The organism is Thiosocius teredinicola (genome assembly GCF_002009425.1).
Lineage (GTDB): Bacteria > Pseudomonadota > Gammaproteobacteria > Chromatiales > Chromatiaceae > Thiosocius > Thiosocius teredinicola.
Genome location: NZ_CP019936.1, coordinates 1,204,528 through 1,217,855, shown reverse-complemented (window position 1 = coordinate 1,217,855; position 13,328 = coordinate 1,204,528). Strand labels below are relative to the sequence as shown.

Below are 13,328 nucleotides of genomic sequence, written 5' to 3'. Positions count from 1 at the left end.
CGAACGACGATAATCATTCGTCTGGTTCGATGCTGTCGACCTTCTGGAAACCGCGCGGCAGCTTGTTGCCGCGGCGGCCACGCTCGCCTTCGTAGGCATTCAGATCGGCACCGCGCAGGTTCAGGTAGCGCTTGCCGGAGTTGAGCTTGACCTTGCCGCCCTCGGGTACCGCGAGAATGTCGACCACATATTCGCTCCGGTCGGCCACCGACTTGGGCGGCACGCCGATGATCTTGTTGCCTTTGCCGCGCGACAGCTCCGGCAGGTCGTTTGCCGGGATCACCAACATGCGCCCTTCGGTCGTGACTGCAACCAGCCGATCGGTCGCCGCATCGTTGACGATTGACGGCTTTAACACCTTGGCGCCGGCCGGCAGGGTCAACACCGCCTTGCCCGCCTTCTTGTTCGCCAGCAGGTCTTTCGCCTGCACACGGAAACCGTAGCCCGCATCCGAGGCCAACAACCACCATTGCTCGGGATCACCGCCCAGCACCGCGACGAACGAATGCCCGGCCGGCGGATTGAACCGACCCGTGAGCGGTTCGCCCTGGCCGCGCGCCGACGGCAAGGTGTGCGCAGCCAACGAATAGCTGCGGCCCGCAGAATCGACGAAGATCACCTGCTGATTACTGCGTAGCCGTACTGCCTGACAGAAACCATCGCCGGCCTTGTAGCTGAGTTCGGCCGGGTTGATGTCGTGACCCTTGGCGGCCCGCACCCAGCCCTTTTGCGACAACACGACCGTTACCGGCTCGCTCGGGGCGAGTTCGGCTTCGTCCATCGCTTCGGCCGCATCGCGCTCGACGATCGGTGAACGTCGCTCATCGCCGTACTTTTCGGCATCGGCCGCGAGTTCCTTCTTGACCAGCGTTTTCATGCGCTGCTTCGAGCCGAGCGTCTTTTCCAGGTCGTCGCGCTCTTCGATCAACGCCTGCTGCTCGTCACGGATCTTCATCTCTTCCAGGCGCGCCAACTGGCGCAACTTGGTGTCGAGGATGTAGTCGGCCTGACGCTCGCTCAGCTCGAAGCGCGCCATCAACACCTGCTTGGGTTCGTCTTCGGTGCGGATGATGCGGATCACTTCGTCGAGATTCAGGAAGGCAATCAGCAGACCGTCCAACAGGTGCAGACGATCAAGCACCCTATCGAGCTTGTATTGCAGTCGCCGGCGGACCGTCTCGAACCGGAACTCCAGCCACTCGACCAACATGTCGCGCAGATCTTTGACGGCCGGCTTGCCGTCCAGACCGATCATATTCAGATTGATACGATAGGTGCGCTCCAGATCGGTCGTCGCGAACAGGTGCAACATCACACGCTCGATGTCGACACGGTTGGAACGCGGCAACAGCACCAGGCGTGTCGGATTCTCGTGATCCGATTCATCGCGGACGTCTTCGATCCACGGCAGCTTCTTCGCGTTCATCAGCGCAGCGACCTGCTCCTGCACGCGCGTTCCCGAAACCTGGAACGGCAAGGCGGTGATGACGATGGCGCCCTGGTCTTTCTGCCAACGCGCACGCATGCGTACCGAGCCGTTGCCGCTTTCATACACCTTCTTGAGATCGGCCCGCGGCGTAATGATCTCTGCCTCGGTCGGAAAATCCGGACCCTGGATGTGTTCGCAGATGTCGGCCAGCGTGGCCTTCGGTTCCTCGATCAATCGAATGCAGGCAGTGGCGACCTCGCGCAGGTTGTGCGGCGGGATATCGGTCGCCATGCCAACCGCGATACCGGTGCCGCCATTGAGCAACACGTTCGGCAGACGCGCCGGCAACATGGCCGGTTCTTTCAAGGAATCGTCGAAATTGGGCACCCAGTCGACCGTGCCCTGACCGAGTTCCGACAACAGTACCTGCGCATAAGGCGCCAATCTTGCCTCGGTATAACGCATGGCCGCGAACGACTTCGGGTCGTCCTGCGAACCCCAGTTGCCTTGCCCGTCGACCAGGGGATAGCGGTAACTGAAGTCCTGCGCCATCAGCACCATGGCCTCGTAACAGGCCGAATCACCGTGCGGGTGGAACTTACCCAGCACATCACCCACCGTACGCGCCGACTTCTTGTGTTTCGACACGGCCGAGAGACCTAGCTCCGACATCGCATACACGATGCGGCGTTGCACGGGTTTGAGTCCGTCGCCGATGAACGGCAGGGCACGATCGAGAATGACGTACATCGAATAGTCGAGGTAGGCCTTCTCGGTGAATTGACGAAGCGGTAGCTGTTCGATGCCGTCGGCGTTGTACTGCGGGGGTTCCTGATCCATCACTCTGTAGACTGATTATCTGTTGGCTGGCGTAGGCGAAGCGGCGATTCTACACCGATGCTGCGGTCAGGCTGTAAGTGCTTGATCGCAGTAATTCAAACCGTCCTACCGGTGCTCCGGCGCACGCCTGTGCAGCGTCTGCCGCCAGTTCGGGTTCGGCGCGCCGTCGCCGAGCCGTAGATTGCGCCTGACCTCGCCGCAACTGCGAGTACTGCAACGATGGAAATCGATTAAAACGTTGAAAAAAAGTTATTTGACAGCAGCACTAATGTCCACGGTAGCTGCTTCTGCCAAACGCTGATCTTTACCTAGTTCGGTCAAACCTTTGCCGAGCCCAGAACTAGCAGGCTGTTGAAACTCCCTGCCTGACGGCGAAGAGAGCGGCCATTCAGTAAGTACGACAATTGACACGACGCGCGGCCCCGATATTCAGCAAGATTCCCTGTTCAGCACGGTCAGCCCGGAATCGCGAGTGCCGAAGGATCATCCGTTGCGCCCGATTCGGGCGATGACCGATGCGGCGCTGCGGGAACTGGATCAGGACTTCAACGCACTGTACGCCGATTCAGGTCGGGACTCGATTCCGCCCGAGAGGCTGCTGCGGGCACAGTTACTGGTGGCGTTTTACACGATCCACAGCGAGCGGCAGTCGATGGGGCAGATCGACTACAACCGGCTGTTCCGCTGGTTCGTTGGCTTCTCGATGGACGACGCGGTCTGGAACCAATCGACCTTCACCAAAAACCGCGACCGACTGCTCGATGGCAAGGTCGCGCGCCGCTTCTTCGCCCTGGTTCTGGGTCAAGCAGATCAGGCTGGTCTGCTGTCGAAGGAGCACTTCAGCGTCGACGGCACGCTGATCGAGGCGCTGGCCTCGCTGAAGAGCTATCGCTCGAAAGACGAAGACGGCCCGCCGAGTGGCAGTGGTCGCATTTCCACGGCAAAAAACGCCGCCGTGACACGCATAAATCGAAGACCGACAAGAATGCCCTGCTGTTCAAGAAGACCAAGGGTTCAGAATCGAAGCTGGCCTATCTGGGGTATCTGCTGATGGAGAACCGCCACGGCCCGGTGGTTGATGCCCAAGTGACCCAAGCCACCGGCACCGCCGAACGTGAGGCCGCTGTCGATATGGTTCAAGCGCTTGGTGGCACGCACCGCGTGACACTGGGCGCGGACAAAAACTACGACACCCGCGGCTGGATCGACGAGTTGCGTTGCGTCAACGTGACGCCGCATGTCGCACAGAACACCAGCAACTGTCCGACGGCGATCGATGGGCGCACCACCCGCCACCCCGGCTACGCCGCCAGCCAGTGCTTCCGCAAACGCATCGAGGAATGCTTTGGCTGGGCCAAGACCGTCGGTGGCCTGCGCAAGAGCCGGTTCGTCGGCCGCGAGAAGCTGGACTTCCAATTTGTCCTGACGATGGCGACGTACAACCTGGTTCGGATGCGCTATCTCGGGGTGGTGTCGTGCTGATGATCCGGGTGTCAAGGGAGCAGTCCGTCTGTTGGTCGGTTTTTTCAGCGCATCGAGTACCGGAGGTCAACTCCGTCCTCGAAAACAGCCACCGATTTCACTCGGCCAGCGATGCAACAGCGAAATCGGGGTCAATTTCAACGGCCTGCTAACTGCTCTTTAGATATGAAATAGTGGTTCCATGATGACACCCCTCCCTTCGCGCGCATCTCAATCTGTAGCGCGTTTACATTTGAAGGTTTATTGGACCACCCGGGAACTGTCAACGCTTTTTACATTACACGTATGACCGTATCGACAAGTTTTTTTCAACGCTCGTCGGCGTCAGAAGGCGTGACCTATCCAAGAAGACTCTATCTACCCCCATACAACTTCCTTACCTACGCGTATTTCGTCGTCAGATACCGTACGGACTATTGGAATCCGAATTGCATTGCAAAGCGTATTGTCATGGGTAAGCGGACGAATAAAGCCAACTTATGATGTACGCTCAACACCATTTCACGCGTGTCAACTTCCAACTGCAAAGGGACGGTAGCGATGAACGCTAGATTTCTTCGGAGACTCGTTGTGGCAATCGTAGGCCTACTCTCATCTGTTTCGTTGCGAGCCGCGACGATCACCAATGGCGACTTCGAGAACGGGACTTTGGAAGGCTGGAATTGGTCTGGCTACACCGACGTCGTGGGGTCACCCGGGCAGCATCAAGCGTACATCGTCAACGGCGTACCCGGTGGGAGCTATCTCGCTTCCGACGGTGGGAGTGGTACCGTCCCGGGGGATCCAGCTCCTGTCTGGGGCGTCTCATACCCCGAACCGCCAGACCTGCTCTTCCCAGACGGCATCTACGCTGCTTGGTACGAAGCCGGTCTATTTTGGCGGCCTATCTCGGTCCGCGCCGGCGACGTCCTAACGTTCGAGTACACCGTCGGAGGGGAATGGGGCTGTCCGGACGGCATCTCGAACGACTACGCTTTTGTCAGCTTGAATGCCGAGCTCTTTTTCCCCTTGTGCGGCGCCGGCGCACCGCTCACCGGCCCCGCGTTGGATCTGCCACTGTACGAATCGAGCTTCGCCGACCCGATGTATGAGTTCGGTCCGCAGTACTGGCGATTCTCTTACCAGTTCCCAACGAGTGGCGACTTCCTGCTCACGTTCTCTATCGTTGACGCTCTGGACTTCGACCCAACGGTCAACTCAGGTTTGCTGCTCGACAACATCCAAATTACACATGTGCCCGAACCGGCCCCCCTTGTGTTACTTGCTCTTGGTGTGGCCGGGCTGGCGAGGCTGCGTTCGGAGTGTCGAAGGCAACGGGGCCAGCCCTAAGCACCACGAGCGCAACGCCTCGCTTACGCCGTAGGAAGAAGTGCTTTACTCAAGGACTGGTAGAGCTTCCACACAGTTCGCATGCACATCAATCAGGGAAAGGCGCTGTGCCGTCACCCGGTTCCTTGCGCAGCCAATTCTGTAGAAGCGCTCGGCAACTCCAGCGTTTGCAGGCAGGAACACCTGTCCAACAACTTTACATCCCCCAGCATGTCGGTTCGACGCTTCGACAATGCAACCTATATGTGTTGTTTGCGCCTCCTTCGAGGTCATCCCTTATCTGGGGGAGGCCGTAGACTTTACATTTTCGTCGCTGCGACGTTACCCCATGTTGAGTAGCGGTTCGGTTTAGAGTCCAGGGTCAAATGTAGCTGTCCCTGCAGCGAGCTACTTGCCATATTGGGCGATCCAACGCACCCAGGCAGGCATCTGCGCAAAGGGCGGTACGCGATCATCGTTTTCGGTAGAAGACATGGCTGTTCTGAACGTCGCTACCGACGGAGTGTCCGGTCTACCTTATCATCGTCGACAATACCTGCTGGCGACCGACGGACGATCCTTGGACAAGACTGCTGCCATCGACGAGTTGAGAGCGTTCCTCGAACGTCATCCCCGCCTCTTCGCACTCACCGGCGCCGGGGTGAGCACCGGCTCGGGCATACCCGAGTACCGCGACGAGCGCGGCGAATGGAAACGACCGGCGCCGGTGCAATACCAGGACTTCGTCAAGCGCGAACACACACGACAGCGCTACTGGGCACGCAGCCTGGTGGGTTGGCGCTGGTTCACTCGCGCCGAGCCCAACAGCTGCCACTACACGCTGGCCGATTGGGAGCACTCGGGCAGGATCGAACAACTGGTCACGCAGAATGTCGATCGCCTGCACCAGCGCGCCGGATCACAGGCCGTCATTGACCTGCATGGTCGCCTCGACCGGATTACCTGTCTCGACTGCGGCACGCGGATTGAGCGCGACGGCTTTCAACAGCAACTGATCGACGATAACCCCGAGTTTGCCGAGCGTACCGCCGACATCGCGCCGGACGGCGACGCCTACCTGGAGAATGTCGACTTCAGTCGATTTCGCGTTCCGCCCTGTCCCGCCTGTGGCGGCATGTTGAAACCGGACGTGGTGTTCTTCGGAGAAACGATCCCGAAGGCCAGGGTCGATGCGGCCGTCGCCGCCCTGCATCGAGCAGATGCCTTGCTGGTGATCGGATCGTCGTTGATGGTGTATTCGGGGTTTCGCTTCTGCCGTATCGCAGCCGAGAACGACATCCCGATCGCGGCGATCAATCCGGGCAGGACGCGCGCCGACGACCTCATCAGCGTGAAAGTCGAACGCCGATTCGAAGACGCCCTGCCCTACCTCCAGGATGCGCCGACCGGCACCTGACGCACTGCTGAGTTCAGGTCAGTCGCTGACCGCTTCGCCGGTTCGGATGCGCACATAGTTGTCGAACGGCACTGCCCACATGATGCCGTCGCCGATCCGCCCGGTTTGCGTCGCGCGCGCGATGGCCTCTTTCGTCCTGTCCAAATCGCTGTCGCCGACCAGCACCGTCAACTGCACCTTGGGCAGCAAGTCACACGCATATTCCGATCCGCGATAGACCTCGCCATGGCCTCGCTGCTGGCCGAAGCCTTTGACCTCCTGCACGGTCACCCCCCTCGCACCGACTTCTTGTAGCTCTTGTATGGCGTCGTCGACACGGAACGGCTGAATGATGGCCATCAGCATGTACATTGCTCATTTCTCCTATTGTGTACCGTTGCGGCTTCCGAGGAGCTTCACCTGTTCATTCTTTATCGCCTGGTAACTCTGCTCGGCATATTGATGGAGGTCTTTCGGAAATTCGATCGGTGACAGAAACTCACTGAAATCGCCGGCATCCCACTTGCTGACGATGGCGCGATAACTCGACATATGCGACATGAATGTCAGCAGGCAACGCGGCATCTCCGATTCGCGGATCAGGTGCGCGTTGTTGACGATGACCGTCTCGATCTTTTCATTGATCGGCATCAGCACCGCTTTGACCCAGACACGCCATTCGTCGAGCTCGGCATCGGTCGGCTGTTTGGCGTCCTTGAACACCTGCACACCACCGAGCCGTTGGCGCAAGGTGACCAACGACGCCCGACTCGATTGCGTCAGGATATATAAAGGCCCGTAGAAGTCGTTGAGTTGTCGATTGAGCAGGTTCAGGCGCTCTTTGCGCCGCTCAGAGAGCAGGTTCTGGCTGTAGTTGTACAGATAACCGGTGATCGCCAACAGAATCGTTACAACTACGGCTATGACTTTGATATCCACCGGGTGCGCCCCAATCGCTGACTCGTTGCGACACACTTTCGCACAGCGCTGCGAAGTTCGCACTGCACGGCACGCTGCAGCCGGCAATCGCTTGACGACCGCCTACCAGAAATCCGGCAACATCCGGTAGATCAACGAACCGCCACTGACGAGCAGCAAGAGGGCGACAACGATCGTCATCTGGCGCTGGCTGAGACCGACATGGATGTGATGACCTACATACAAACCGGCGGCCATCAACGGTAGACCGGCGAGCAGAAACCAGCCCAGTTGCGGCTGCAGCAGCAACCCGGCGATCAACAGGCCGACGATACGGATGCTGCCATCGAGCAGGAATATGGCCGACATGGTCGCCCGCAGTTCGCCTTTGTCGGCAAGCCGGTGGCTCAGGTAGATCACGTACGGCGGACCGCCGGTCGAAAACACTGCGCCGATACCGCCGCCTACCAGGCCAGCCGGGATGGACCACCAGGGCGACACGATCTTGTGCGCCTGCAGGCCAAGCAGATTGCGCAGACCGAACGCCACAACGAAGATGCCGAGGGCAAGTTGCAGTGCCTGCCCATCCATACCCACCAGCAACAGCAGGCCGATCGCGATACCTGCAACCGTGGTCGGAATCAGCCAGCCGACCTCACGCCAGCGCACCCGTCTGTCGCGCAGCCCGGCGCCGGTCAGAAACACCGCCGCTATCACATCCATCACGGCCATGAACGGCACGACGAACGTCAGCGGAAACACATGCACCAGCAGCGGCACCGCGATCAGTGCCGAACCAAAACCCGATACCCCTCGCACCAGGTAGGCAGCGAACACCGCTGCAGCGGCAGCCAGCATCTCCAGCCCACTCATCGACGCGCTCTATATCCGCTTGCAGGCTGTCAGCCGTAGCCGCCTTGAACAAAGGGGTTGTGGCGGCGCTCGTCGCCAATCGTGGTCGTCGGCCCGTGACCGGGCAACAGCGTGACGTCGTCACCCAGCGGCCAGATACGCTCGCGAATGGATGCCAGCAAGGTCGGATGATCGCCCCTTGGGAAATCGGTGCGACCGATCGATCCTTTGAAGATCACGTCGCCAACGATCGCGATCCTGGTCGGTCGATGGTGAAAGATCACGTGCCCGGGGGTGTGGCCGGGGCAATGGTGCACATCGAGCGTCTGGTCACCGAAGGCAATCTGGTCACCTTGCTTCAACCAGCGGTCGGGCACGAAACTCTCGCCCGGTGGAAACCCGAACTGGCTGCACCACTGCGGCAGGGTTTCGAGCAGAAAGAGATCGTCTTCCTGCGGACCTTCTATCGGCACCTGAAGTTCGCGCGCCAGTACCTTCACCGCGCCCACATGGTCGAAGTGCCCGTGGGTCACGAAGATCTTCTCGACCGTGAAACCGCTCTCTTCAATCGCGGCCTTGATGCGCTCCGGGTCGCCCCCGGGGTCTACCAGGGCGGCCTTGCCGCTCGACTCACAACACAACAGGGAGCAATTCTGCTCGAACGACGTGACCGGGATGATGCGAACTTCCATCGCGCAAGCGTAACGCGTGTCTGTCATGATGTCATGCATCTGCACACTCCAACGCAAGCGCGTTTCGCCACGCCATGAACCATGTAGAAATCACCGTCAGACGTTGCTATTCACACGATGAACCGGGCTGGTTATCGCTGCGCAAAATGCTCTGGCCAAGCTGCCCGGAAGCCACCCATCTGGACGAGATGCGGGCATGGTGTGCCAACCCGGAACGCTTCGCGGCGTTTGTCGCCGAATCGCCGTCGGGCGACACCTTCGGCTTTGCCGAGGCGTCGATTCGCTACGACTTCGTCAACGGCACCGAGACCTTGCCCGTCGGTTTTCTCGAGGGGATCTACGTCAGCGAAGATGCCAGACAAGCAGGGGTGGCAAGGCGCCTGGTGGCGCGTGTCGAAGACTGGGTGAAATCGCTGGGGTGTACCGAGATGGCCTCGGATGCGCTGTTGGACAACGCCGTCAGCCAGGCCGCGCACCGCGCATTGGGTTTCGAGGAAACCGAGCGCGTCGTGTTCTTTCGCAAACCGCTGGATTGAAGGATCGCGCGCCCCTTGGTTGCGCGACGCCGTCTCAACTGCTCAGCACGCTCTGCATCTCATCGATGTGTTCGCGCGCAGCGCGCAACAACTCGTGACTCTTCTCGACCGACGCCTCGTCACCGAGCACGCGATGGATCGCCGAGATCTCCTGCATCGGCGGCAATTCGTCCACCTTGTCGTACCGCAGGCGTTCATGAAACTGCGCAACGATCAACAGATCGCTGAGGTCTGCCTCGCGATGGTGGCGTCGCGACCAGTTCTCGGCATCGCGCGCGGCCGACACGGCAGACGGTGAGAATCGCCAATCACGCAGGATCATTGCACCGAGTTCGCCGCGCAGACGCTTGATCGTCTGCTGCACGAGGTGCGGATCGTTCATCAGCTGCGGATACTGTTGCGCGTAGTTCAGGATCGCGATGATGCCGACGTCGTGCACCAGCCCCGCCAGCAACGCCTCTTCCGGTTGCACCAGACCGCTCTCGCGGGCGATGACGAAACACAGCGCGGCGATCTCGGCGCTGTGTTTCCATAGGGCCTGCATCTGCCGGCGGCTCGATTCGTCGCGGCTCTTGAAAACGTCTTTGAGCGCGAACGTCAGTACCAGTTGCTTGGTCGTATCCATACCCAGGCGCACGACCGCCGCCGAACAGGTCTTGGCATTGCCCGATCCCGCATACATGGCGCTGTTCGCGGCCTTTACCAATTTCGCAGCCATCGCCGGGTCGGTCTCGACCAGGCGGGCGATCTTGCGCGCGTCGCTCTCTTCAGCGTCGATCGCCTTGCGTACCGCCAACGCCAGGTCGGGCAGTGTCGGCAGCACGCGGTTGTTGGCACGCAGGTCCTGGTAGAGTCGAAAACCCAGCTTGCTGTCGATCTCATCGCGTTGTTGCTTGCCGGCGTCGTCGGCCGTCGCGGCTTCCCCATCCTCTTGCGACGGATGGTCGAAACCGGCGGCGGCGAGTACCAGGTCGGGGATGCGCACCGCTTGTACCCGACTCAGCGCAGTCACACCGAACATCCGCGGTCTCAGGTTGGCGACGGGTTGGATGCGCGTTTCCGGCGTCACCTCGATCTGGCGCACCACACCGTCGGCAGAGTCGAGCGATATATCACCGTGCGTGAGAAAGTAGGTAAAGCCGTCGTCTGTGCCGCGGGTGATCAATGTCGCGCCTTCCTGTGCCTCGACCGGCTGGGCGGCCTCGACCACCAGATCGAACTGCCAATCGGGCAGCGTGGCCAGCAGCGGGATGCGGCGCAGAAATTCAGTGGCTGTGGTTGCGTTCATGCCAGCATAGCGGCACGCGCAAATAGGAGTTTAATTTGTAAGCGCTCGGGCCAGTAGCGGCGTGATCGCCGCGTTAGTCCGCAAAGAAGCGCAGCCGGGTTCGCAATTGGCCTTCGAACAAGGCCTCGACATCTACCCGCCCCGGACGTTGCACGACGCTGAAGCCCGGCTGGGCTTCCGGTGTGAAATCCGCCAGCGCCAGCGACACCGGATAATCGACCCGCATCGACAGATGCAGTGGGTAGTAGCCATCGAGAAAGCGTCGCATGAACGGACCGTTGCGCAGCTCGAACACCCCGTCTCCAACGATGTGCAGGGCCTGGGTCTCGGCGCGCACGCACACCTGTGAATCACCTTTCACACCGCGCAACTGCACGGTATTGCCCTCGACATAGGCCGCATCGATATTGCGCGAGCTGATGACGTCGAGTGCCCGCAGTCGCTTGGGGTTGAACATGATCTCCGCCATCGGTACCCGATCCAGGTTGTCATGGCACTGCTCCAACACCACCCAACCATCCCGCAGCGACTGTTCGCTGATCGCCACCCGGTTGACGTGGTGATGCACACCATTCGCCGGCTTACCACGCAGGAAAGCCAGCTCGCCTTCGTTGACCTGGGCAATGCGGGCCCGCATACGCTCCTGTTCGTCCACCCAATCCGGCCAATCGTCGGCATCCTGCCCGGCCGCGATCGCGCCGCCGGCCGCGACCGACAATGCGAGCAGCACAGCACCAAGCCGGTTGGGTATCCCATGTTGCTGTGGCAATCTCATGGCCTAACCTTAGCCAATATTCCGATCCACGAGGAAGTCACGATATGTCGAACCGTCGAAGACGCCGCTGGATACTTGGCGCGCTGTTATGTTTGTCTCCCGTTGCACTATTGGCGGCCCCACCGCTGGCTGATATACACCTGCACTGGAAGTGGAATCAGAAAGAAGTCACTTCTCCGCAAGCGGCGATCGGCATTCTGCGACAGGAGAACGTCGGGCTGGCAGTGGTTACCGGCACACCGCCTGAACTCGCGCTCGAACTGCATGAACTCGCCCCGGAAACGGTGGTGCCGATCTACGGCCTGTACCGTATCCCGGGCGAATGGTCGACTTGGCACCACGACGACGGACTGTTGCGCCGCGTGCGCAAAGCGCTGGCGTCGGGCGAGTATCGCGGCATCGGCGAGGTGCACATGATCGGTGGCTTTATCAGCCACTGGAAGAACCCGGTGATTGCCGGTCTGTTCGAACTCGCCGCCGAGTTCGATGTGCCGGTGCTGATTCACACCGAATTCTCACGCGCCAACTACACGCTGGCGATGTGCCAGGCGTTCCCGAACACACGCTTTCTGTGGGCGCATGCCGGTTCCATGCTGAGCCCGGCAGAAGTCGAACGTGTCCTCGACGGTTGTCCGAACGTGCAGGCCGAGCTTTCGGCCCGTGACCCCTGGAGACATCGCGGCAATCCGATCGTCGATGAACAAGGCGAGTTGAAAGCGGAATGGCGTGCCTTGATTGTGCAACACGCCGATCGATTCATGGTAGGTTCCGATCCGGTCTGGCCGGTCGAACAACTCAACCCCTGGGATGAACCGGACACGGGTTGGCAGGAACTGCACAGATTCCTGTCGTTTCATCGCAACTGGCTCGACACATTACCCGCCGATAAGGCGAAGGCGATCCGTTGGGACAATGCTCAGCGATTCTTTCGACAAACCACGGCGCTGGGTCGCCGGTAGTGAACGGGCAGGTCTCGCAGGATCACGCGACAAGCCACGGATAGATCGGCACAGGTGACCCGTTTCGGGTACTGCCCGGCCGCAGGGGAACAAGGCGCACACAGGAGGTGCAGAGCATGACCGACAACTCCAAGAACGCCGCGTCGTTCGATGCCGCCGACGATATCTTCGGCCGCATGGCGGAATCCTACGATCTGCTATGCGACCTGTTCAGCCTGTACGCCCATCGTTACTGGAAATCATCACTCGCCAAGGTGATCGCCGCCACGCCCGGCGAAAATCTTCTCGACGTGGCAGCGGGTACGGGCGACATCGGACTTCGCGTCGCCAAACTGCTCGACGCTTCCGCCCGCACAAGGCCCAACAAGCACATCGTGCTCGGTGATCTGTGTAGCAAGATGCTCGCAGTGGCCGAGCGCAAAGCCCTGCGCAACGGCGTTGAGTGCGAGTATCGCGAGCTCAATGCCCACGACCTCGACGGAGTCGCCGACGAATCGGTCGACATCCTGTCGATCTCTTTCGCAATGAAGATCTGCAACCGCGACGATGTCCTCGCCGCCGCCCATCGCGTTCTCAAACCCGGCGGCCGATTCTTCTGTCTTGAAGCCGCCCGCATACCCAACCGCCTGGTACACAGCGCCTACCTGGCGTACATGCGCCTGTGCGTGCCGCTCATTGCCCTCTGGGTCACGAAGGGAGATCGCAGCGCCTACGACTACCTGCTACGAGGGGTGCACGACTTCCCCGATCAGACGCAGTTTGCACGCGAGATCGAAAACGCCGGTTTTCGCGACGTAACGTTCGACAATCTCACCTTCGGCATCGTCGCATTGCACAGCGCAAGCAAGTAGCC

General features: G+C 60.3%; 12 protein-coding genes and 1 pseudogene. 6 read left to right on the top strand and 7 right to left on the bottom strand.

What is annotated here, in order from left to right; genetic code table 11:
• Positions 1-13: 13 nt before the first annotated feature.
• Entirely contained in the window at positions 14-2,269 is a 2,256-nt protein-coding gene (parC, locus tag B1781_RS05950) for a DNA topoisomerase IV subunit A (RefSeq protein ID WP_078118776.1), read from the bottom strand.
• 403 nt (positions 2,270-2,672) lie between these two features.
• Between parC and B1781_RS05945 the strand changes: the two are divergent.
• From B1781_RS05945 to B1781_RS05935, 3 genes and pseudogenes are all read left to right on the top strand, one after another.
• Positions 2,673-3,751 (top strand): annotated as a pseudogene (locus tag B1781_RS05945) (IS5 family transposase).
• 570 nt (positions 3,752-4,321) lie between these two features.
• On the top strand, positions 4,322-5,080 hold the full coding sequence (locus tag B1781_RS05940) for a PEP-CTERM sorting domain-containing protein (protein WP_164513270.1): 759 nt from the start codon (positions 4,322-4,324) through the stop codon (positions 5,078-5,080).
• A 472-nt stretch (positions 5,081-5,552) separates the two neighbouring features.
• Complete coding sequence (locus B1781_RS05935) at positions 5,553-6,476, top strand: NAD-dependent protein deacetylase (protein ID WP_078118774.1); 924 nt, start codon at positions 5,553-5,555, stop codon at positions 6,474-6,476.
• A gap of 18 nt (positions 6,477-6,494) precedes the next feature.
• Here B1781_RS05935 and B1781_RS05930 read toward each other — a convergent pair whose 3' ends face one another.
• The 4 genes from B1781_RS05930 to B1781_RS05915 form a co-directional block, all read right to left on the bottom strand.
• Positions 6,495-6,827, bottom strand: a complete 333-nt coding sequence (locus B1781_RS05930; RefSeq protein WP_078118773.1) for a P-II family nitrogen regulator — start codon at positions 6,825-6,827, stop codon at positions 6,495-6,497.
• Between the two features lie 12 nt (positions 6,828-6,839).
• On the bottom strand, positions 6,840-7,394 hold the full coding sequence (locus tag B1781_RS05925) for a hypothetical protein (RefSeq protein WP_078118772.1): 555 nt from the start codon (positions 7,392-7,394) through the stop codon (positions 6,840-6,842).
• A 102-nt stretch (positions 7,395-7,496) separates the two neighbouring features.
• The gene (locus B1781_RS05920; RefSeq protein WP_334223892.1) at positions 7,497-8,246 is read right to left on the bottom strand and encodes a sulfite exporter TauE/SafE family protein; all 750 of its coding nucleotides are present in this window, start codon (positions 8,244-8,246) and stop codon (positions 7,497-7,499) included.
• Between the two features lie 29 nt (positions 8,247-8,275).
• Entirely contained in the window at positions 8,276-8,917 is a 642-nt protein-coding gene (locus tag B1781_RS05915) for an MBL fold metallo-hydrolase (RefSeq protein ID WP_078121944.1), read from the bottom strand.
• A 74-nt stretch (positions 8,918-8,991) separates the two neighbouring features.
• Between B1781_RS05915 and aac(6') the strand changes: the two genes are divergently transcribed.
• On the top strand, positions 8,992-9,453 hold the full coding sequence (gene aac(6') / locus B1781_RS05910; protein ID WP_078118770.1) for an aminoglycoside 6'-N-acetyltransferase: 462 nt from the start codon (positions 8,992-8,994) through the stop codon (positions 9,451-9,453).
• A 34-nt stretch (positions 9,454-9,487) separates the two neighbouring features.
• Here aac(6') and B1781_RS05905 read toward each other — a convergent pair whose 3' ends face one another.
• Both B1781_RS05905 and B1781_RS05900 read right to left on the bottom strand, forming a co-directional pair.
• A complete protein-coding gene (locus tag B1781_RS05905) occupies positions 9,488-10,741 on the bottom strand; it encodes an HDOD domain-containing protein (protein WP_078118769.1) in 1,254 nt (417 codons plus the stop codon).
• 73 nt (positions 10,742-10,814) lie between these two features.
• Complete coding sequence (locus tag B1781_RS05900; RefSeq protein ID WP_164513269.1) at positions 10,815-11,516, bottom strand: hypothetical protein; 702 nt, start codon at positions 11,514-11,516, stop codon at positions 10,815-10,817.
• 92 nt (positions 11,517-11,608) lie between these two features.
• Here B1781_RS05900 and B1781_RS05895 point away from each other — a divergent pair, with 92 nt between their 5' ends.
• Together B1781_RS05895 and B1781_RS05890 are read left to right on the top strand one after the other, a co-directional pair.
• On the top strand, positions 11,609-12,475 hold the full coding sequence (locus B1781_RS05895) for an amidohydrolase family protein (RefSeq protein ID WP_164513268.1): 867 nt from the start codon (positions 11,609-11,611) through the stop codon (positions 12,473-12,475).
• Positions 12,476-12,591: 116 nt separating this feature from the next.
• Complete coding sequence (locus B1781_RS05890; RefSeq protein WP_125931941.1) at positions 12,592-13,326, top strand: ubiquinone/menaquinone biosynthesis methyltransferase; 735 nt, start codon at positions 12,592-12,594, stop codon at positions 13,324-13,326.
• Positions 13,327-13,328 lie beyond the last annotated feature (2 nt).

Bases quoted from the DNA above. Each gene is read 5' to 3' on its own strand.
- B1781_RS05900 (WP_164513269.1), bottom strand. From the start codon at position 11,516: ATGAGATTGCCACAGCAACATGGGATACCCAACCGGCTTGGTGCTGTG.
- B1781_RS05915 (WP_078121944.1), bottom strand. From the start codon at position 8,917: ATGGAAGTTCGCATCATCCCGGTCACGTCGTTCGAGCAGAATTGCTCC.
- B1781_RS05905 (WP_078118769.1), bottom strand. From the start codon at position 10,741: ATGAACGCAACCACAGCCACTGAATTTCTGCGCCGCATCCCGCTGCTG.
- B1781_RS05890 (WP_125931941.1), top strand. From the start codon at position 12,592: ATGACCGACAACTCCAAGAACGCCGCGTCGTTCGATGCCGCCGACGAT.
- B1781_RS05930 (WP_078118773.1), bottom strand. From the start codon at position 6,827: ATGTACATGCTGATGGCCATCATTCAGCCGTTCCGTGTCGACGACGCC.
- B1781_RS05935 (WP_078118774.1), top strand. From the start codon at position 5,553: ATGGCTGTTCTGAACGTCGCTACCGACGGAGTGTCCGGTCTACCTTAT.
- parC (WP_078118776.1), bottom strand. From the start codon at position 2,269: ATGGATCAGGAACCCCCGCAGTACAACGCCGACGGCATCGAACAGCTA.
- B1781_RS05920 (WP_334223892.1), bottom strand. From the start codon at position 8,246: ATGAGTGGGCTGGAGATGCTGGCTGCCGCTGCAGCGGTGTTCGCTGCC.